Below are 20,382 nucleotides of genomic sequence, written 5' to 3'. Positions count from 1 at the left end.
TGAGGGCACGGGGACGGCTGCGGCACGTGCCGACGGATGCTGCGCGAGCATCCTTCGGCGCACGCCGATGAGGATGCCGTGGCGTCCGCACCGCGACGGCCGGGCCCAGTGGCCCGTCGTCCTGCGTGACGCCTCCTTCGAACCGGCGCTCGTGCTGCGCCCTCTGCGCGTCGACGACGAGCGGGACTGGCAGCGCGTGCGACGCGACAACGCCGATTACGTCCGGCCGTGGGAGCCGACGCTCCCGCCGGGCTCGCCCGCTCGCACGCCGGTGTCCTTCCGGCAGTTCGTCCGCGACCTCGACTCCGAGGCCCGCGCCGACCGGGCGATGCCGTGGTGCATCGAGGTCGGCGGCCGCATCGTCGGCCAGGTGCACCTGTTCGGCATCGTGCGGGCCGCCCAGCAGTCGGGGGCGGCCGGCTACTGGCTCGACGAGTCCGTGACCGGGCAGGGCATCGCGACGCGCGCCCTCGCTCTCGCCGTCGACCATGCTCTCGGTCCGGGCGGCCTGCATCGCGTCGAGGTCAACATCCGGCTCGACAACGTGCCGTCGCTGCGGGTCGTCGAGCGGCTCGGCCTGCGCGACGAGGGAGTCCGAAAGTGCTTCCTGCACATCGACGGTGCCTGGCGGGACCACCGGAGCTTCGCGGTGACGACTGAGGATCTGTCCGGATCGACCCTCATGACACGCCTGTCACAGCAGTAACACCAGCCTCTCGGGCGACACGCCACGAATGTCCGAGGCCGTTACCGAACTGCGTCCTACCGTTGGGCACGTGCCCGTCAGCAGCCTCATCTTCGTCGTCATCGTGGCGATCTGGGCGGCCTATCTCGTCCAGCACTGGGCCCGCCGCCGCGAGGATGCAGCCACCACGCGTTCCGTCGACGGCTTCACCGAGGCCATGCGGGTTCTCGAGAAGCGACCCGTGCTCCCGGCCCCCGAGCTCAGCACGCCCCGCCCCCACTCGTATGCCGTCAAGCCCGCCGGCGTCGGCCGCCCCACCGTCGACGTCAAGCGCGCCGTGCCCGCGGGCAGCGGGCGCCGGCCCTCGCCGCTCGTCGCCCGACGCGGGGAGCGGGTCGTCACGGCCTCGCTTCCCTCGGGCGGACACGGCGACCGCTACACCGACCACGACATCGCCCCCTACGCCGCCGAGGTGGACCGCATGCCCGAGTCAGCGCGCCAGACGAGCCGCGGGGTTCGGTCCCGCCCCGGGCGTCCCGCGGGTGCCGCGGGTCGAGCCCCGGCGCGGCCGTCCGTGGCGCAGCGCCGGATCCGTGCGGCTCTGCTCCTCGTCGCCGTCGCGTGGCTGCCCGTCTCCATCGTGCTGACCGTCACCGGTGTCCTCATGTGGATCTCGATCCCGTTCGCCGTGCTGACCGTCGGGGCGGTGCTCGTGTGGCTCCGGGCCGAGGCCCAGGCCGACCGGGTTCGCGCCGGCGCCGACATGGACGAGTCCTACGAGCCCTACCGGGCGCCGACGCTCTCGAGCCAGGACACCCAGGTCATCCGGAGCGCCGCGGTCCCGGCCGAAGCTCAGGCCGTGGCGTCGTCCAACCAGTCCCCGGCTGTCGTCGCGCAGCGTGTGGAGCGTGGCGTGTTCGACGTCCAGGCGCCGGTTCCCGGCGAGCAGCCGGTTGCCGTGGTCGAGGCCGCTCCGGTGGCGGAAGGCAGCTGGAGCCCGGTCCCGGTGCCGCGCCCGACCTACTCGCTCAAGGCCAAGGCCGAGCCGCGCTACACCGAGACCGGCATCCCGGCGGACGTCTTCGACACCCCTGAGTTCGCTGAGGAGGCAGAGGAGCTCGACGACCGAGCCCTCTTCGCCCGCCGCGCCGTCTCCCAGTAGAAACCCGCGCAGCAGCGCACCGCACCAGCCGCAGCACCTCATCTACTCCGCCCCGGCGGAGTAGTGGCGGTGCTGCGGCCGGTTCCGGGCGCAATGTCTCCGCCCCGGCGGAGTTGTGGAGGTGCTCCGGCCGGTTTCGGGTGCGGTAGCTCCGCCCGGGCGGAGTTGTGGAGGTGCTGCGGCCGGTTCCCGGTGCAGTAGCTCCGCCCGGGCGGAGTTGTGGTGGTGATTCGGCTGGTTCCGGGCGCGATTTCTCCGCCCGGGCGGAGTTGTGGCGGTGCTGCGGCCGGTTCCGTGCGCGATGTCTCCGCCCCGGCGGAGTTGTGGTGGTGATTCGGCGGGTTCCTTGCCCACTTGGCCCGCCGGACGGCATACGGCCTCGGTCAGGCGTGGGCTGGAGCGCCTCCCTCGTCGGCTGACGCCTTCATCTCACGGTCCAGCTCCTCCTGGGACTCGTCGCTGAAGAGGTGCTTGCCGACCGCGTTGAGGACGGCAGCAAAGGGGACCGCCACGAGTGCGCCGACGATGCCGGCGATGATCGAGCCCGTCGCGATGGCGAGGATGACGGCGAGCGGGTGGACACTGACCGCCTTGCCGAGCAGGAACGGCTGCAGCACGTGCGCCTCGAGCTGCTGCACGCCGATGACGACGGCGAGCATGATCAACGCGGTAACAGGGCCGTGCGCGACGAGCGCGAGCAGCACCGCCACCGCGCCCGAGAGCAGGGCACCCACGATGGGGATGAAGGCCAGGATGAAGACGAGGATGCCGATCGCGAAGGCGAACGGCACCTTGAGGATCGCAGCGCCGACCGAGATGCCGACGGCGTCGACGAACGCCACGATCATGGTGGCGCGCACGAACGCCGACAGCTGCTGCCAGGCGATGACCCCCGAGGAGTCGACCCGGGGGCGAGTGGCGCGCGGGAAGAGCCGGACGACCCAGCTCCAGATGCGCGGACCCTCATAGAGGAAGAAGAAGAGGGAGAAGAGCGCGATGAACAGGCCCGCCACGAAGTGCGTCGCGGTGAGGCCCACCGAGGTCGCGGTGTCGCTGAGGTTGCCCGACTGGCTGACCTTGTCGCGGATCGTGTTGAAGTACTGGTCGAATTGGGCGTCGGTGATGTGGAACGACGAGCGCACCCAGTCCCGGATGCGCTCGAGGCCGGTGGCGACCTGGCCGGTCAGATCGGACAAGCCGCTGCTGAACTGCGTGCCGACGAGCGTGAAGAGGGTGCCGATGATGAGGATCGTGCCGAGCAGGGTGAGGCCCGCGGCGGCGCCGGGCTTCATCACCCGGTGCAGCGACGTGGCAACGGGCCGGAGCAGCGCCGTCAGCAGGATGGCGATCGCGACGGGAACGACGATCTCCGAGACCGAGCGCACCGCGAGCGACAGCACGTAGATCGCGGCGCCGATGAGCAGCAGGCGCCACGCCCAGTCGCTCGCGACCCGGATGCCCGGCGGCACGGCGGCAGCCTCGACGCCGGGCAGCTCGGCGGTGGTGCTGGAGTCGTGGGGGACGGGCACGGTCGCGTCGCGGGGCGTGCCGGTGGAGTCGGCGAGTTTGTCGGTCACGACCTCACCGTATGCCGCGTGGCTCGCGCTGCGTGGATCACCCGCCGTGCGTGGCCGCCTCCCAACGGGTCGACCGGGTCACGATCGGGCATCCCACTGCGTACGCTCGGGGGATGAGCGCAGCCGGTAGCGGGCGTCCGACCCTCGCGGTCACGGGATCGACCGGGTGGCTCGGCGGCCTCGTCGCGCGGGATCTCGCCGACCGCGGGGTCGCGCAACGGCTGCTCGTGCGCGACGTGGCGAGGGCTCCTGAGCTGCCGGGTTCGGTCGCGGCCCGGTGCAGCTACCGGGACGCCGATGCCGCCCGCGCTGCGCTGGAGGGCGTCGCGACCCTCTTCATGGTCTCGGCCGCCGAGAACGCCGACCGTCTGGACGAGCACCGCGCCTTCGTCGACGCGGCGGCGGCCGCCGGCGTGGGTCACGTCGTCTACGTGTCCTTCTTCGGCGCCGCTCCCGATGCGACGTTCACGCTCGCCCGCGACCACGCCGCCACCGAGGAGCACCTCCGCGGGTCGGGCATGGCGTGGACGTTCCTGCGCGACAACCTCTACCTCGAGTTCATGGACCACATGGTCGGGGACGACGGGGTCATCCGCGGTCCGGCGGCCGACGGTCGGGCCGCGGTCGTCTCGCACGACGACATCGCCCGGGTCGCCGTCGCGGTGCTGCTCGACCCGGCGTCGCACGCGGGCGCGGCCTATGACCTGACCGGCCCGGAGGCGCTGACCTTCGCCGAGATGGCCGCGACGATCACCGAGGTCACCGGCCGCGAGGTGCGCTTCCACGACGAGACGCTCGAGGAGGCGTATGCGTCCCGCGCGGCCTACGGTGCGCCGGACTGGCAGGTCGACGCCTGGGTCTCGACCTACACCGCGGTGGCGGCGGGTGAGCTCGACGGCGTCAGCGGCGACGTCGAGCGCCTGACCGGTCGTCGGCCGATCTCCCTGCGGCAGTACCTCGAGGCGAGGACGACGCCCTCGGTCTAGCGGCCGCGCCCCTGGCGGAAGCCCGCACCCCAACCCGATCGAAAGAGCAATCCGTCCGCGTGGGCGCGGGGTCAGTCAGACGCGGAGGGCGGACGGATTGCTCTTTCGATCGCTGGTGTGGGGTCGTCAGCCGACGAGGTCGGCCGTCTGCCGGGCGATGGCGAGCTCCTCGTTCGTCGGCACCACGGCGACGACGACCGCGGCCCCGTCGGGTGAGATGACGCGGGCCTGCTGGGACCGGGCCGCGTTCCGCGCCCGGTCGACCGTGATCCCGAGCTCCTCGAGCCCCTCCGTGACGGCGGCCCGCAGGGAGATGCTGTTCTCCCCGACGCCGGCCGTGAAGACGAGCACGTCGACGCCGCCGAGGATCGCGAGGTAGGCGCCGACGTAGTGCTTGATCCGGTGGACGGCGACGTCGAACGCGAGGCGGGCGTCGGCCTCGCCCGCTGCCAGCCGTTGTTCGAGATGGCGGAAGTCGTTGACCCCGCTGAGCCCCAGCAGACCGGACCTCTTGTTGAGCACCATGTCGATCTCGTCGAGCGACAGCCCCGCCTCCCGGGCGAGGTATGCGTGCAGCCCGGGGTCGACGTCACCCGAGCGGGTGCCCATGACGAGGCCCTGCAGGGGCGTCAGGCCCATCGAGGTCTCGACGGCCAGCCCGTGCCGCACCGCGGAGGCGGAACACCCGTTGCCGAGGTGGAGGATCACCTGGCGGAGGTCAGCGAGCGGACGGTCCAGCAGATCGGCCGTGGCCTGCGCGACGTACTGGTGCGACGTGCCGTGGAAGCCGTAGCGGCGGATCGAGTGCTTCACGGCGAGGTCGCGGGGCAAGGCATACGTCGACGCCTCGGTCGGCAGGGACGAGAAGTATGCCGTGTCGAAGACCGCGACGTGGGGCACGTCGAAGCGCCCCCGGGCGGCCTCGATCCCGGTGACGGCGGCCGGGTTGTGAAGCGGCGCAAGGGCGCTCAGCTCACGGATGCGGTCGAGGACGGCGTCATCGATGACGACCGGCTCGGAGAAGTCGGGACCGCCGTGGACGACCCGGTGGCCGACGGCGCGGAGCGGCACCTCGTCGAGGACGATGCCGTCGTGTCGCAGCCGCTCGGCCATGGACCGGAGGGCGGCCGCGTGGTCGGCGACGTCGCTCCCCGACTCGCCGATCCGTTCGACGAGTCCCCGGGCCTGCACCTCGCCCGTCTCGGGCAGGAGCAGCTGGTACTTGAGCGACGACGACCCGGCGTTGAGGACGAGGACGGGCCGATCGTTCGTGGAACCGCTCACCGGTGCTCCCCCTGCTGCTTCGAGGTGCCCTGCGCCTGGACGGCGGTGATGGCGACGGTGTTGACGATGTCGTCGACGAGCGCGCCGCGGGAGAGGTCGTTGACCGGCTTGCGCAGGCCCTGGAGGACGGGTCCAACCGCGACGGCGTGCGCGCTGCGCTGCACCGCCTTGTAGGTGTTGTTGCCGGTGTTGAGGTCGGGGAAGATGAAGACCGTGGCATGACCTGCGACGTCGGAGTCGGGCATCTTGGCGCGACCGACGACCGGGTCGATGGCCGCGTCGTACTGGATCGGCCCGGCGAGCGCCAGGTCCGGCGCCCGCTGGGCGACGAGCTCCGTCGCGGCCCGGACCTTCTCGACCTCGGCGCCGGACCCGCTGGACCCGGTGGAGTAGGAGAGCATCGCGACCCGCGGCTCGATGCCGAACTGCTGGGCGGTCTGCGCCGACGAGATGGCGATGTCGGCGAGCTGCTCGGCGGTGGGGTCGGGGATGACGGCGCAGTCGCCGTAGACGAGGACCCGGTCGGCCAGGCACATGAGGAAGACGCTCGACACCGTCTGGACGCCAGGGGCCGTCTTGACGAACTCGAGGGCCGGCCGGATCGTGTGCGCCGTCGTGTTGACCGCACCCGACACCATCCCGTCCGCGAGGCCGAGGTGGACCATCATCGTGCCGAAGTAGGAGATGTCGGTGACGACCTCGCGGGCGCGTTCGACCGTCATGCCCTTGTGCGCCCGCGCCACGGCATACTCCTGCGCGAAGCGCTCCACGAGCGTCGGGTCGGTGGGGGAGACGACGGCCGCGGCGTCGAGGTCGAGACCGAGGGCCGAGCCGCGCGCCCGCACCTTGGTCTCGTCGCCGAGCAGGGTGAGGTCGGCGACCCCGCGGCGCAGCAGGATGTCGGTGGCCTCGAGGATCCGGTCGTCCTGGCTCTCGGGCAGCACGATGTGCTTGCGGTCCGAGCGGGCCCGCTCCATGAGCTGGAACTCGAACATCAAGGGCGTGCGCACCTCGGAGGCCGACACGTCGATGGCCCGAAGGAGCGCCGACTGGTCGACGCTCTCGGAGAAGAGCCGGCGCGCCGTCTCGATCTTGTTGCGCGAGGTCTTCGTCATCGGGCCGCGCACCTGCATGAGGCGCTCGGCCGTGCGGAAGGTGCCGTCGTCGGTGAGTGCGATCGGCAGGTCCTGCTGCACGCCGGCCGACAGGCGGGCGATGGTCTCGGGGATGGGGTAGCCGCCGGTGAGGATGATGCCGGCGAGGGTCGGGAAGGTGCCGGACTGGTGGGCGAGCATGAGGCCGGGGATGAGGTCGGTCCGGTCGCTCGGCGCGATGACGGTGACGTCGGGACCGAGCCGCGCGAGGACGTTGGGCAGGCTCATCGCCGCCACGATGAGGCCCAGGCTGTCGCGGTCCATCCACGACTCGCTGCCCAGGACGAGCTGCGCCCCGATGGCGTCGGCGAGAGCGCGGAAGCTCGGCGCCGACAGCAGCGGGTTCTCGGGCATCGCGGCCGTCACGGGGAACGGGAGCGCGGCCAGGACCTCGCGCACCTCGTCGAGGTCGGCGGGGTCGACCCGGTTGGCGACGACGGCGACGGTCTGGGCGTGGTTGGCGCGCAGCTCGGCGATGGCACCGTCCGCGGCGACCCGGATCTGGTCGGGCGTCCGGTCGCGGCCGTGCACGACGAGGACGACGGCCGACCCGAGGTTGGCGGCGACACGCGCGTTGAAGGACAGCTCGGTGCCCGTCGAGACGTCGGTGTAGTCCGACCCGAGCACGAGCACGACCTCGAACCTGGCGCTGAGGGCGCCGAACCGCTCGACGATGCGGTGCAACGCCTCGTCGGGGTCGTCGTGGGCCTGGGCGTAGGTCACCCCTAGGGCATCGTCGTAGGTCTGCTCGACACCGGGCTGGCTGACGAGCATCTCGACGATGTGGTCGACCTCGTCGTCGGGACCGGTGCCGCCCAGCGTCGTCAGCGGACGGAAGACGCCCACCGAACCGACCTCGCGCAGCAGGGCGTCGAGCAGCCCGAGGGCCACGGCGGACTTGCCCGTCAGCCCCTCCGGCGAGGCGACGTAGACGCTACGACTCACGGGACGAACCTATCGGTCCCGAGGCGCCCGGCGCCGCACCTCGATCGTCGGCGGCTGCCGCAGTGACTGCCCCACGACGCAGTAGCGCTCGGTCGCGGTGGCGAGCCGGGCCAGGGTCGCGTCGTCGGCGTCCGTCGAGACCTCGGCGACGACGCGGATGCCCAGCACGCCGACGGGCGCGCTCCGGTCGACGCCGAGGGTGCCGCGCGCGTCGAACGTCGCGTCTGCCCGCAGCGACACGTCGCGCAGGTCGACGCCGAACGCGACCGACACGGCGTGCAGCGTGACCCCGGCGCACGCCACGAGGGCCTCCATCAGCATGTCGCCCGAGCAGGCGTCCGAGCCGTCGCCGCCCGTCGCCGGGTGCAGTCCGGCCCGCACCACGCCCGCCGCGGTGGGGACCTCGACGGTGACCGGTTCGCCGAAGACGGCGGTCGCCGAGACCGCGTTCAGCGCAGCGTCCGGGTCCTCCCGGTAGCGCGCCTTGAGGGGGTCCTGCGCCGCGCGCAGCTCGTCACGGTTCATCCCGCGTCGCTCCGGTTGCTGCTGGGTCATGGCCGGCTCCCGTCGTCCGAGTCTCGTCCCGACACCGTATGCCGGGTGGTCCGGCCGCGCTTGCGCCACCGGCGGGATGCGCTCGTCCTCACGCGTTGGTGGTCAGCCCTAGCCGCCGGACGAGCCGCACCGCGTCGTAGGGCGCGTGTCCCTTGGCGTCGTTGTCGAAGTAGACGTGCACGTCGTGCCCGTCTTCCATCCAGTAGCGGCACGTCTGGGCCCACCGGTCGAGGGACTCGTCCGTGTAGCCGCTCGCGTAGAGCTCGGTCTCGCCGTGCAGCCTCACGTACCGGAAGTCGCTCGTCGCATCGTCCATGACGGGCCACGTGCCCGCGCTGTCCGCGATGACCATGGCCACGCCGTGCTCGGCGCAGAGCGCTCGGGCCTCGTCCGAGTCGAAGCTCTCGTGCCGCGGCTCGAGCGCGTGACGCACCGGCACATCGACCTCGCACGTCGTCAGCACCCGGTCGTCCGCGAGCTTGTCGTCGTGCTTCTCTGCCAGCCGTCCGGCGTCCGCCGTCGAGCGGGGCAGGAGCTCGAAGAAGTCTCTCAGCCGGTCAGGATCGAAGTGGACGCGTTCGGGCAGCTGCCAGAGCACCGGCCCGAGCTGCGGACCGAGCGCCAGCACCCCGCTGGCGAAGAAGTTCGCGAGCGGGACCTCGACGTCGCGCAGGGCCTTCATGTGGGTGATGAAGCGTCCGCCCTTGACGGCGAGCACGACGTCGCCGGGCACGGCGGCCCGCCACGCGGCATACGAGCTCGGGCGCTGGAGGGAGTAGAACGACCCGTTGACCTCGATCGAGGTCATCCGCTCGGCGGCATACGTCAGCTCGAGGCGCTGGGGGAGGCCCTTGGGGTAGAAGTCGCCGCGCCACGAGGGGTAGCGCCAGCCGGAGACGCCGATCCGTGCGTGAGGCATGCCCCACCCTTACCCGCCCGACCGGGTGCGTCGAGTCGGGAGCGGATTCGGGACCAAGTGCCCTCACGGAGGGCCTTCACCGGCGCACACTGAGGGTGTGGGCGCGGCCGCGGGCCGGGCCGGTGTCGAGGAGCACGACGATGGAACCGACGCGATCGCGACGGCGGAGGGGTCGCCACACGGCGATGGGACTGGCCGCGGTGGTCGCACTCGGCGCGCTGGGGGCGGGCGCCCGTCCCGTCGGCGCCGCGGCGGCGAGCTGCAACCCTGCGCTCGCCGGCAGGACGACCCAGATCGCCCCGGGCACCGGGTTGACCGTCGCGCTGACCTTCGACGACGACCGCAAGGAGTGGATGCCGGCGATCCTGAACATCCTGCGGCGCAACAACATCCGCGCGACGTTCTTCGTCACCGGCCAGTACGCGTCGGAGATGCCGACGATCATGCAGCGAGCCGCCCGCGACGGCCAGGTCCTCGCGAACCACACGTGGTACCACTACTACCCAAGCGCCGCGAACGGGTACTGGTCGGTGCCCTACCTGACGAGTGCGATCACCTCGACGGCCAACCTCCAGCAGCAGACCGTCGGCTACCGCGGCTGCTTCTTCCGGCCGCCGGGCGGCTTCATGAACAACGTCGCTGCGGTGACCGCGTCTCAGAACATGGAGACCGTCCTGTGGAGCGTCGACACGAGGGACTGGACCCAGCCGGGCTACTACAGCGCCACGGCGCAGAACTCCATCGTCCAGCTCGCCACGACCCTGACGTCGAGCAGCGCCGGCCACCCGGTCGTGCTCATGCATGGCGGCAAGGCCTCGCACGAGGCGGAGTCAGCCGTCTCGTCGTTCCGTGGCAACACCGTCCAGGCGCTGCAGCGCGTCATCGACTGGTACCGGTCGCGCGGCTACCGCTTCGTGGCGATGGACGGGACCTCGGGCCTGGCTCCGATCCACGGCTTCTCCGGCGACGCGCTGCCGGACCTCCTGGCGACGACGAGTGGCGGTGACCTGCGGCTCTACACCGGCACGGGGACGGGCTACGTCAACCCTGGGGCGACGATCGGCCTGGGCTGGACCGTCTTCGACCGCGTCTTCTCTCCGGGCGACTTCAACGGCGACGGCTACGCAGACGTCATGGCTCGTATGCCGGATGGCCGTCTCTTCCTCTACACGGGGACCGGAGCGGGGCACGTGAACCCGGGTCGACAGATCGGCGCGGGGTGGAGCATCTACGACCAGATCCTCGGCGCCGGCGACTTCTCGGGCGACGGGAACACGGACGTGCTCGCGCGCACGCCCTCGGGTGACCTCTACCTCTACCGGGGCAACGGCGTCGGCGGCTGGTCCGGGGGCGGGGTCAGGATCGGCACTGGGTGGAACGCCTTCAACCTCGTCCTGTCCGCGGGCGACTTCTCCGGCGACGGCACCATGGACGTCATCGCCCGAACTCCTGGCGGGGGTCTCTACCTCTACAAGGGCAACGGGATCGGGGGCTGGGGCAGCGGCCGTATCCAGATCGGGGCCGGCTGGCAGACCTTCGCCAAGGTCATCGGCGTCCGCGACCTGAACAACGATGGCAGGGCCGACCTCGTCGGCGTGACCCCGTCGGGGCAGTTCTACCTCTATCCCGGCAACGGGTCGGGGGGCTTCGCCGGCCCCGGCCAGTACAAAGCCTCCGGGTGGTTGCTCGACAAGGTCTTCGCCGCCAACTGAGCGCCGCTGCCGGCGCGCGAGCCGGGGCCGTATGCCGTTGGGTCGGCGAGACGTCGTGCCACCTGACGTTCGGGTTGCGCGGGCAACCGGAGGGCCGACACCTGTTTGAGGCACCCCCGTCAGATCAGGAGGTGCGCGCGTTCACCTCGTAGCTGGTGTTGGTGGCTTCGAAGAAGTTGACGAGCTCGAGCGTGTCGTTGGCGGCGGCCATCCACTTGGCGGGGTTGCTGACGCCGTAGTGGGCGGGAAAGCCGAGCTCTTCGAGGCGGCGGTCGGCGAGGAAGCGCACGTAGGTGTTGATGTAGTCGGCGTTGAGGCCGAGGATTCCGTGCGGTAGCAGGTCGTGGTTGTAGCGCTCCTCGAGCTCCACTGCGTCGAGGATCATCCGTCGGATCTCCTCGGCGAAGTCCTCGGTCTGCAGCTCGGCGTTCTCCTCCAGGACGGTGAGGACGAGGTTGATACCGAACTTCAGGTGCAGACTCTCGTCGCGGACGACCCAGTCGATGAGCGACCCGAAGTTCCGCAGCAGGTTCCGCTGCCGGAAGCTGAGCGCCACCATGAAACCGCTGTAGAACCAGATGCCTTCGAGGATGACGTTGTACGCGACGAGGTTGCGGACGAAGTCACGTTTGCCTTCGAGGGTCGTGATGTCGAGGGTGCGTTCGGTCATCCGGGTCAGGTAACGCACCTCGAAGGCTTCCTTGGCAGCCATGGACGGAGTCTCGACATGCGCTGCGTAGGCGGCGGTGCGGTCGATGGGGAAGGTCTCCAGGACGTACTCGAAGGCGACGCAGTGGTTGGCCTCCTCCCACATCTGCTTGGCGAGGTAGAGGTGGGCCTCGGGGGCGTTGACGTAGGGGTAGACGCCGAAGGCCAGAGCCTTGTTGACGAGGAGCTCGTTGGGGTTGAAGTAGCTCATCAGGAAGGTGACGGCGTGCTTCTCCTCCTCGGTCATCCGGGCGAAGTCGGCCAGGTCCTCTCCGAGCTGTACCTCGTGGGGGAACCACGTGTTGGCGACAGCCTGCTCGTACAGCTCGTAGGCCCAGGGATAGCGGATCGGCTTGAGCAGCAGGCCCTCGGTGATGCCGGCGCCGAGGATCGCGGGCGAGTCGTTCGCTGGGGTCGCGCCGCCGTGCCGAGCGTCGGCCGCGTCGGTGGAGGACGGGTTGGGACGTGTGGTGGTCATGGCTGGTCTCCGAAGTGGGGCGAGGCAGGGCAGGTGGGTTTGGTGTTCACTGGCAGGCGTCGCACTGGAGCCGCTCCTGTGGGTCGGTCGGGCACACCAATCCGTCGAGGTCGTCCAGGTCGTCGGCGGCAGCGGCAGCGGAAGGCGCAGTCGCCGGGGACGTCGGGGACGTCGGGGACGTCGGGGACGTCGGGGCTTGGCGGGCGAATCCGAAGCCGCCGGAGGGGCGTCCAGTGGCAGCGGCCTTGTTGACCCGGACGGTGGACTGCTCCGCGGTGTGACGGGGCTTGACGTGCAGGTAGTAGGTGGTCTTGACGCCCATGCGCCACGCGGCCGTGTAGATCTGCGCCATCTGCGCCAGGTCGCGGGTCTCCAGGTACATGTTGCGGCTGATGGCCTGGTCGACCCACTTCTGCGCGCGTGCCGCGACGTGGAGGAACGCGTAGGGCGAGAGCTGGAACGAGGTGCGGTAGACCTCGCGAACCTCCGCCGAGATGGCGTCGATGGCCTGGACATCTCCCTGCGAGCGCAGCAGCTCCTCGCGCACCTGCTCCCACACTCCGAGGCCCTTGAGCGCCGAGACGAGGTTGCGGTTGACCTCGAGGAACTTGCCCGAGCTCGTGGTGCGACTGAACAGCTGGGAGAACTGCGGGTCCAGTCCCGGCGTGGTGCCGGCCACCAGCCCGATGGACGCGGTGGGCGCGACGGCCATGAGGGTCGCGTTGCGCATGCCGCCGGCGACCTTCTGCCGAAGGCTCTCCCAGTCCAGGCGCGAAGTCCGGTCCACCTCCACGGCCACGCCGCGGTCTGCTTCCAGGTCGGAGATGGTGTCGAGCGGGACCTGCCCGCGCGACCAGCCCGAGCCGGCGAAGTTCGGGTAGGCGCCCCGAGTACGAGCAAGGTCGGCGCTCTCGTCGATGGCGGTGTGGCTGATGAACTCGGTGACCCGGTCGATGAGCTCGAGTGACTCCTCACCGCCGTAGGTGATGCCGAGCCGCTCGACGACGTCGGTGAAGCCCATGACCCCCAGGCCGATGGCCCGGTTGGCGTCGTTGGAGTGCTCGGACTCGGGCACCGAAGAGAGCGTGATGTCGATGAGGTTGTCAAGCTGGCGCACAGCGGTTCGCACCGTCGCCTCCAGACGGGCCCAGTCAACCGCGGCGTCGAGGAGCTGGCCCAGCGACCGGCCAGGGTCAGCGGCGTCCGCGGGGTCGATGGTCAGGTGGCGCGAGAGGTTGACCGAGGCCAGGTTGCAGACCGCGGTGTTCTCCCGGTCCTGGGGCAGCGTGATCTCGGTGCACAGGTTCGACAGGTGGATCGTTCCCGTGTTGTCGTTGAGCGCCCGCAGGTTGATGGTGTCCTTCCACGTCAGCCACGGGTGGGAGGCCGTCTGCAGCGCGACCAGGATCGCGGTGAACTGCTCGCGGGCGCGGATGGTCCGGTATGCGCGCAGGCGTCCTTGCTCGGCCAGCTCGATGTACTCGGTGTACCGGCTGCTGAACGCGGCCCCGGTGAGCTCGACCAGGTCGGGGGTCTCGAGCGGGTCGAACAGGTACCACGTCTCGTCGCGCTCGACCCGGCGCATGAACTCGTCCGAGATCCAGACGGCGGTGTTGGCGGTGCGGGTGCGGCGGTACGGGTCGCCAGCTTGTTGGCGCAGGTCGAGGAACTGCGGGAAGTCGAGATGCCAGTTCTCCATGTAGAAGCACAGCGCCCCGAACTTCTTGCCGCCCCGGGAGATCGCCCGAAGGGTCGAGTCGATGGTGTGCATGAACGGGATCGGGCCCGTGGACGTGGTGTTGTTGCTGCGGATCGGGGAGCCCTCCGAGCGCAGCTTGGTCACCGAAAGCCCGATGCCGCCGGTGCCCTTGGTGATCCACATGACATCGCGCACGCTCTTGGCGATGTGCTCGATGTCGTCCTCCATCTGCATCACGAAGCAGTTGGACAGCTGCGGCTGCGGGGTGCCGGCGTTCACGAGCGTCGAGCCGGCCGGCAGGTACTCCAACCGCGCCATCGCGCGGTAGAAGCGCAGTGCCACCTGCGTTGGGTCCTCCTCGTTGAGTGAGAGGCCCATCGCAACCCGCATCCAGAAGTACTGCGGCACCTCGACGTCGGACCCGCCCGGGCCTGTGAGCAGGTAGCGGTTGCGCATCGTCGTGACGCCGATGTAGGTCAGCAGCTCGTCATGCTCCGGGTCGAGAGCGTCGGCGAGGCGCTCGAGGTCGAAGGTCTTGGCCAGACGTGAGTCCAGCAGACCGTCCTCGACGGCCTCACGGACGTAGCCCGGGAAGCGGGCCTGGTGCAGCAGGGTGAGCTCACGCGGCGACTCGTAGCCACCGAGGACGCGCTTGTAGATCGTCTTGAGGAGCAAGCGCGCCGCGACTCGGTCGAACGCGGGATCGTCCTTGACGTTCTGGGCAGCGACCTGGATGGCGGCCTGGTCCAGCTGTTCGGTCGTGATGCCGTCGAACAGGGTGATGGCGAGCTCGGAGGCGATCTGGACCGTCAGCCCGACGGCATTGTCCAGTCCTTCCGTGGCGCGCTCGACGGCGCGATTGATCCGATCGGCATCGAACGGCTCACGCGACCCGTCCCGCTTGGTCACCGAGACACGTGACGGAGGGGCCGGCTTCGCATGTCCCAGCCCGTGGGCTGACCTGCCTCGGTGCTGATCGTCCGTCTGGGTGCGGGTTCCGGGCGCAGGTGCGGCCCGGTCGATGGCGTCCTGCAGTGGGGTGTTCACGGCTGTCTCCTCGCAGCGTGGGCGAACGGCCCGCCAGACCAGAGGAGACGCGTGGAGTCAGGTGCACGTGTGCGAGGTCGAAAGGGTCGTCCCACACGCGGTCAGCCGATGCCCACGAGCCCTCCCTCGGGGCTGTCGGACCACCGCGTGAGGCTCACGCGGTGCGCTGGCAGGTCTTCGGACTCGTGGGCGTGCACACCGCCCGACATTCATCGGACGGTTCGTCTCCTACTGGTCGCCGCTTCCCAGGCCTGATCGGCCCAGTGCTGTTGACGACGGTCGTTCCCACTCACCGCTGCGGGGCAGTCCCGGATTCACACCGGGTTCCCTCTTGCGACGGCATCTCTGGCTGAGATGCCGAACCAGCTGCAGAGCAGACACTATCCCTAGTGATTGTTGACGCTGCTCACCCCACATGTTGCGCGGCGTGTCGCAAGTCGCTCGTCCGCCTTCAGGCCGTGTCACCGAGGGCACGTGTGTGCCGGGCTAGGCTGAGGCCCCAACTGAACACCAGCCCGTGTGACGGGGAAGCCGGTCCAAGTCCGGCACTGTCGCGCAACCGTGGGTCGCCAGTGGCGACGAGTCGGGTCACCGCCGCGGGCTGCATCATCCATCCGATCTGTCGCGTCAGCAGGCGGAGCGCCGATTCTCGGTTCTCCGCGCTGTGCGGAGAGGACAAGCCATGGCCACACCCAGCCCCATCACGGACGTGCCCGCCCGACCCGCCCCGGTCGGTGGCCCTGACGCCGTGGACGCGCGGGCAAGCCGCGTCGTGCTCTCGCACGTCATGGGCCACCAGGACACCAACCTCTACGGGTCCGTGCACGGCGGCGCGGTGATGCGCCTCATCGACGAAGCCGCCGCAGCCGCAGCAGGTCGACACGCCGGCATGCCCGCGGTCACCGTCGCCGTCGACGGCATGCACTTCCTCGCACCTGCTCACATCGCCGACCTGATGACCGCCCGCGCGCAGCTGATCACCGTCGGCCGCACGTCCATGCGCGTCCAGGTCGTCGTCACCGCCGAACGCTGGAACGACCTCGGCCCCGTCGTCATGGTCGCCACTGCCGAACTCGTCTTCGTGGCCGTCGAGCACCAAGGCAACCCCCAAGACGTACCCCCGTTCGTCGCAGGAGACCTCGAGTGGCTCTACGAGACGACGACCGAGCCGCACCCCGACCACACGTTCGTGCCCGCCGAGATCGGCCAACGGCCCCGACGTCGACGCGACGCCGAAGCGAGCCCTTCCACGCTCAGCGACTTCTGAGTGCCTCGGCGGACTTGATGCCTGCTGTTCACGGCGGACCGGCGGTCGCGGCTGCACCGGTCGGCCGGTGGATGACAAAAGACAACCCCGCCCCTCCTGCAGGTTCCGCAGGTGGGACGGGGTTCCATCTGGTGGAGCTGAGGGGATTCGAACCCCTGACCTTCTCATTGCGAACAGGTGCCGGGCCGTTGTCGTGCTCGTCCTGGTGCTCTGCATGCGTTACCTCGGCACCGCTGAGGGGTGGGGGTTTCGGGGCTCGGGGGACGCCCGGGGGACAGGGCTGAAACGCGCGCGCCTGCGCAGTGATCGGAGCTCACCCGGCTGGGTGGTGCCGCGCAGAAGGCGTTTGAGCCAGTACAGAAACTCCTCACCGAATCGGATCCCGAGTCCGTGTCGCCTCGCAGACAGCGGCAATAGCCGAAGGGCCCATCCAGCCGCCCTCTAGCATCGAAGCAGCACGCTCGCTCGGGACAGGGGGTCTGGCATGTGGCGCAGGGTGTGGTGGATCGCGGGCTGTGCCGTGCTGCTTGTCGCGGTGGTGGCGGTCGCGAGTTGGGTGGCGCAACGGAAGTCCATTGAGGAGTACTCCGCGCCGATCACTCCTTCGTACGTTGTCGCGCCGGAGAAAGGCGCGGACCCGCGAACCGTCATTGTCGTCTTTCCCTGGCATGAGTCCGGTTACTGCGTGGGGCAGTTCCTCATCACTGCCGCTGAATCGCCAACGCGGGTTGTCGTGAACCAGGTGAAGGCCCGCACCATCGGTAAGGACGAAGGGTGCGCCGACGTTGGGAGCGACGGCGTGACTGCGGGCGACGCCCTGCAGCTTCAGGCTCCGTTGGGTAACCGCACCGTCACCCGGGCGCAGGACGGCAAGCAGCTCGAGGTCCGGCAGTCCTGACGCCGGCATTGGCGGCAGGAATCCTCGACGCGCACCACAACGGGCGCCGCATCAGGTCCGCACCGAGTTGCTCAGCGGCGACGAGCATGCCCGCTCTTCGGAACGACCACTGATCGCGGCATGGTCGGACGTCGTCCGACGCGGCATAGTCGGCCGTTTGGCGAAGGGCTCTCCGATGCTGGCGATGGTCCTGTGCATGACCAACCGGCGTTGCTCCGCTTGGGAGTATGGATGTCCTGTCCCGGGCGTGGGGGCCTCTGCACTACTGCCGGTTTCTAGGGCCTGATCCCGAATGGTCCCAGCGCGCCGGCGTCGACGCGCAGTGACTCGAACATCGCGTAGGCGTTGTCGAAGGTGAAGACGTCTGCTCCTGCCAGCCTGCCGAGGTACTTGTCGACGATGGGGGCGGCTGATTGCTGCGCGGCCGCGTCGAGATAGGTCTTGAAGATCGCCCAGGCGTTGCCCGACGGTCCGTACTTCTGGAAGAACGGTGTGGGGTCGAGGGACGCCAACGTCTGCCTTGTGCTTGCGTCCAGATCCCGGATGTACTGTCGCTGCAGGTCGCCGTCGGCGCGGACTCCGAGGCGGCCGAGGTGGCCGCCGACGAGGGTTGTCCAGCGGTATTCCATGGCGGTGTCGTGTGCGCGCACCCAGCCTGGAATGTCTTGTGACACGGCCAGGTTCTTGAACGGCACCCAGCCCGGGAAGAGGATGTCGACCACCATGAGCGTGCGTTGCCTCGGCGCGTAGATGAAGATGTTGTCCGGCGTGTGGTTCGGCCCGTGGTAGGCCAGTTCAAGCCGATCAGTGCCGACCTCGAGGACGTGCCGGTCTCTGAACGTCAGCGTCGGAGCCGGACGGTTCGGGTCGCCGGCCTCGAGCAGTAGTCGTCGGTTCTGCTCATGTCCGACGCGGAGCACGTCGTCGCCGAAGATCGAGGATGCCCCGATGTGGTCGGCATGGAAGTGCGAGTACACCAGGTGGGTCACGGTGGACGGTGTACCTGTCTTGGTGGTGACTTGCTTGATCGCGCGCAGCAGGTTGTGACCGATGGTAGGAGGCGCGTCCACGACAACCACGCCGTGCGCGGTGGCAAGGAACATCGATTGGTAAAACCCGTCCGTCACCCAGTACAGGTTGTCCTTGATCGGGCCGACGAAGTAGCCATCAGCGTTCAGCGCCGGACCGAGGGCCCTCGGCGGAACGGGCGCGAACGACGGAAGGGCGCCGGCCGAAGCCGGGGCCGCGTCTGCGGGCGCGGCGCTTGCCGTGATCAGTGTCGGGCCGAGAACGGCTGCTGCAGCTGGCGCTGCTGCCCCGAGCGCGGCGCGTGCGAGAAAGCCACGCCGGCTGGGGTTTGTCGCCGATTGCGGGATGTCAGTCATGAGGTGGTCCTTTCCGCTGGCGCGGCCCCAGTCCCTGCGCCGTGATCTGCGTGGCGTCGCCGCTGCGGTGATCGATTCGAGGTCAAGAGTCATGAGCCGTGCCGACGGACGTGGCTCTGGGGCGCTGTCTGTTGCAAGGGGCCGGCATGAGCACGTCGGACGCAGCTGCCCAAGGAACATGTGCCCGACCGACTCAGCGGAACAGGTCGAGAAGTCGCTGTCTCGATTGAGTCTCCTCGCCGCGGGGCGGCCTCGCAGGCGTTTGCACCCTTCGCACGTCCTCGCTAGGCACGAGCGATCAGCGGCATGGCGGACGAGGAGCGGGCCAGCCCGTCGCCGCTCAACCATGGCGCTTCGGGTGGGAGATCCGGGCGGCACCCGGCCCGGCCGGCCGGCCTGGCTCTGCCTAGCGACGCGGCGGGTAGGAGGAACCACTGACGGGCAACGCACACGACCTGGACGTGCTCAACGGGACCTTCGGTGCTGTCGAGCACGGCCCGCTCCGTCACCTCGGCCACGGCGCCACACTCCGGACACGTCGTCATGTCGAGCGCCGGTCCGCTCGGGTTGTTCTGGTCTTCCACGAGACCCCTCCTGCCCCCATGCCTCGAGCCCGCCGGCCTCTGAACCCGTTTAGCAGCCCGCTCGAGCAGTTCTCTCGCTCGCTGCGCCCGAGGGGCGATCGTGTCACCGCATGGCGAACGAGCGCCGCGCCGAAGTCCCGCTCCAGCTCCTCGCGGCCCACGGGAGAGGCTGGGCCAAGAACTGAAAGCACGGCTTATCCACGCTAAGCGACACGGGACGAACGCCCGACGAGCGGCATTTCCGGACGTTCACTTGGTGAAGTCGCGGCCCCTCTCGAGGCCGCTGATCACGTCGTAGCGGACGCGCCATGACGACCACGACGTGGCAACCACTGTGTCCTCCTCGAGGGCGACCGTGACCCAAGCGTCGCCTTCACCCTCGGGAGGGCGCGCCTGCCATGAGACCGTGCCGCCGGGTTTCCGACAAAGAACAGCCGAGATGTAGCCGTCCTCGGTTTCCGGGAGCTCGAGTTCCACGCCGGCGTCAGGCAGGGAGATCCGCTGCGTCATGTCCGCGATGATGCCGCAGGCACGACCGCCCCGCGGCATGAGCGTGAACAACGGCGCTGTCGACCGGCAGAATGAGACCCGTGACCGATCGACACGCATGCCCGTGCTGCGGGTATCGCACACTGCTCGAGCGCGACATTTACGAGCTGTGCCCGGTCTGCTTCTGGGAAGACGATCCGAGCGAGTCTCGCGAGCCTGGATTTGCTCTCGGCGCCAACGGTGTCAGCGTCGTGAAGGCCCAACAGATGTACCTGCGATCGGGCGCCATGCATCCGTCGTTCGTGAACAAGGTCCGTCCGCCCCAGCCTGAGGAAGCACGGCCCGCGGACTGGCGACCGCACGAGGCTTCCAACCTCGATGTCGAGCATGTGATCACCAGGGATGAGGCCGGCGAACTCTTAGGGGTTGCGTCTTGGCACATCACCTACAAGATCTTCCAGGGCGACCTCGTGAAGGGCAAAGGTCCAGACCCCCTCGCCCGATACGTGACGCAGTCCTCCGTGCGCGAGGAACTCATCTGGCAGGCGAATGCGGGGCCGCTCAAGAGAGCCGGCCAGCTACTGAGCCACCTATTTCAGTGGTTCTAGGCGGATGCTGCGCAGTGATCGCGACGACCGGCCGCCCAAGAGCGAATGGTCGGGCGTCGCCCGACGAGCTGCATGACCGGATGTCGCATGGAGGTGCGGTCACGCTCTTCGTAGCCGCGTTCCTGTGCGAGCTGCGCTTTGCCCGAGATTGGCGACAGTTGTAGCCCGAGGTCGAGCAGGCTCCGGAAAGCAAGGCGCCATTCGGGGACATGTGGGCGGGGACCGCGCGCGGCACACGGC

At 69.6% G+C, this 20,382-nt stretch carries 16 protein-coding genes and 1 riboswitch; of the genes, 7 read left to right on the top strand and 9 right to left on the bottom strand.

What is annotated here, in order from left to right:
• Positions 1-73 precede the first annotated feature (73 nt).
• Both AC1DIW_RS12480 and AC1DIW_RS12475 read left to right on the top strand, forming a co-directional pair.
• Positions 74-706, top strand: coding sequence for a GNAT family N-acetyltransferase (locus AC1DIW_RS12480; protein ID WP_478108514.1), 633 nt, complete (start codon positions 74-76; stop codon positions 704-706).
• A gap of 70 nt (positions 707-776) precedes the next feature.
• Positions 777-1,847 carry a hypothetical protein gene (locus AC1DIW_RS12475; protein WP_478108512.1) on the top strand — a complete coding sequence of 357 codons (1,071 nt, stop codon included), beginning with the start codon at positions 777-779 and terminating at the stop codon, positions 1,845-1,847.
• Between the two features lie 383 nt (positions 1,848-2,230).
• On the opposite strand, the gene AC1DIW_RS12470 is transcribed toward AC1DIW_RS12475, so the two are convergent.
• A complete protein-coding gene (locus AC1DIW_RS12470) occupies positions 2,231-3,424 on the bottom strand; it encodes an AI-2E family transporter (protein WP_478108510.1) in 1,194 nt (397 codons plus the stop codon).
• A 113-nt stretch (positions 3,425-3,537) separates the two neighbouring features.
• Here AC1DIW_RS12470 and AC1DIW_RS12465 point away from each other — a divergent pair, with 113 nt between their 5' ends.
• On the top strand, positions 3,538-4,410 hold the full coding sequence (locus AC1DIW_RS12465; RefSeq protein WP_478108509.1) for an SDR family oxidoreductase: 873 nt from the start codon (positions 3,538-3,540) through the stop codon (positions 4,408-4,410).
• A 126-nt stretch (positions 4,411-4,536) separates the two neighbouring features.
• On the opposite strand, the gene AC1DIW_RS12460 is transcribed toward AC1DIW_RS12465, so the two are convergent.
• The 4 genes from AC1DIW_RS12460 to AC1DIW_RS12445 all read right to left on the bottom strand — a co-directional run bounded on the left by AC1DIW_RS12460 (position 4,537) and on the right by AC1DIW_RS12445 (position 9,267).
• Positions 4,537-5,694 (bottom strand): acetate/propionate family kinase, encoded by a 1,158-nt coding sequence (locus tag AC1DIW_RS12460; RefSeq protein ID WP_478108507.1) that lies wholly within the window; start codon positions 5,692-5,694, stop codon positions 4,537-4,539.
• Entirely contained in the window at positions 5,691-7,793 is a 2,103-nt protein-coding gene (gene pta, locus AC1DIW_RS12455; protein ID WP_478108505.1) for a phosphate acetyltransferase, read from the bottom strand. Before pta ends, AC1DIW_RS12460 begins: the two co-directional genes overlap by 4 nt.
• A 9-nt stretch (positions 7,794-7,802) precedes the next feature.
• Positions 7,803-8,348, bottom strand: a complete 546-nt coding sequence (locus AC1DIW_RS12450; protein WP_478108504.1) for an OsmC family protein — start codon at positions 8,346-8,348, stop codon at positions 7,803-7,805.
• A gap of 88 nt (positions 8,349-8,436) precedes the next feature.
• A complete protein-coding gene (locus tag AC1DIW_RS12445) occupies positions 8,437-9,267 on the bottom strand; it encodes a DUF72 domain-containing protein (protein ID WP_478108503.1) in 831 nt (276 codons plus the stop codon).
• A 140-nt stretch (positions 9,268-9,407) separates the two neighbouring features.
• On the opposite strand from AC1DIW_RS12445, the gene AC1DIW_RS12440 reads away from it, so the two are divergent.
• The gene (locus tag AC1DIW_RS12440) at positions 9,408-10,979 is read left to right on the top strand and encodes an FG-GAP-like repeat-containing protein (RefSeq protein WP_478108501.1); all 1,572 of its coding nucleotides are present in this window, start codon (positions 9,408-9,410) and stop codon (positions 10,977-10,979) included.
• Positions 10,980-11,103: 124 nt separating this feature from the next.
• On the opposite strand, the gene AC1DIW_RS12435 is transcribed toward AC1DIW_RS12440, so the two are convergent.
• Both AC1DIW_RS12435 and AC1DIW_RS12430 read right to left on the bottom strand, forming a co-directional pair.
• On the bottom strand, positions 11,104-12,165 hold the full coding sequence (locus AC1DIW_RS12435) for a ribonucleotide-diphosphate reductase subunit beta (protein ID WP_442279712.1): 1,062 nt from the start codon (positions 12,163-12,165) through the stop codon (positions 11,104-11,106).
• A 46-nt stretch (positions 12,166-12,211) separates the two neighbouring features.
• On the bottom strand, positions 12,212-14,773 hold the full coding sequence (locus AC1DIW_RS12430) for a ribonucleoside-diphosphate reductase subunit alpha (RefSeq protein WP_478108500.1): 2,562 nt from the start codon (positions 14,771-14,773) through the stop codon (positions 12,212-12,214).
• A 289-nt stretch (positions 14,774-15,062) separates the two neighbouring features.
• A riboswitch (cobalamin riboswitch) is annotated at positions 15,063-15,294 on the bottom strand.
• A gap of 299 nt (positions 15,295-15,593) precedes the next feature.
• Between AC1DIW_RS12430 and AC1DIW_RS12425 the strand changes: the two genes are divergently transcribed.
• Both AC1DIW_RS12425 and AC1DIW_RS12420 read left to right on the top strand, forming a co-directional pair.
• Positions 15,594-16,178: an acyl-CoA thioesterase gene (locus AC1DIW_RS12425; RefSeq protein ID WP_478108499.1), complete on the top strand. Its 585-nt coding sequence runs from the start codon at positions 15,594-15,596 to the stop codon at positions 16,176-16,178.
• Between the two features lie 484 nt (positions 16,179-16,662).
• Entirely contained in the window at positions 16,663-17,076 is a 414-nt protein-coding gene (locus tag AC1DIW_RS12420; protein WP_478108498.1) for a hypothetical protein, read from the top strand.
• 275 nt (positions 17,077-17,351) lie between these two features.
• On the opposite strand, the gene AC1DIW_RS12415 is transcribed toward AC1DIW_RS12420, so the two are convergent.
• Together AC1DIW_RS12415 and AC1DIW_RS12410 are read right to left on the bottom strand one after the other, a co-directional pair.
• Positions 17,352-18,461 carry an MBL fold metallo-hydrolase gene (locus AC1DIW_RS12415; protein WP_478108496.1) on the bottom strand — a complete coding sequence of 370 codons (1,110 nt, stop codon included), beginning with the start codon at positions 18,459-18,461 and terminating at the stop codon, positions 17,352-17,354.
• 833 nt (positions 18,462-19,294) lie between these two features.
• Positions 19,295-19,555, bottom strand: a complete 261-nt coding sequence (locus AC1DIW_RS12410; RefSeq protein ID WP_478108495.1) for a hypothetical protein — start codon at positions 19,553-19,555, stop codon at positions 19,295-19,297.
• An 80-nt stretch (positions 19,556-19,635) separates the two neighbouring features.
• Between AC1DIW_RS12410 and AC1DIW_RS12405 the strand changes: the two genes are divergently transcribed.
• On the top strand, positions 19,636-20,142 hold the full coding sequence (locus AC1DIW_RS12405; RefSeq protein ID WP_478108494.1) for a CPCC family cysteine-rich protein: 507 nt from the start codon (positions 19,636-19,638) through the stop codon (positions 20,140-20,142).
• Positions 20,143-20,382 lie beyond the last annotated feature (240 nt).

It is taken from the genome of Terrabacter sp. 01T434 (assembly GCF_056398545.1).
Note: the sequence above shows the minus strand (reverse complement) of the source record. Positions and strands in the feature narration are given on the sequence as shown.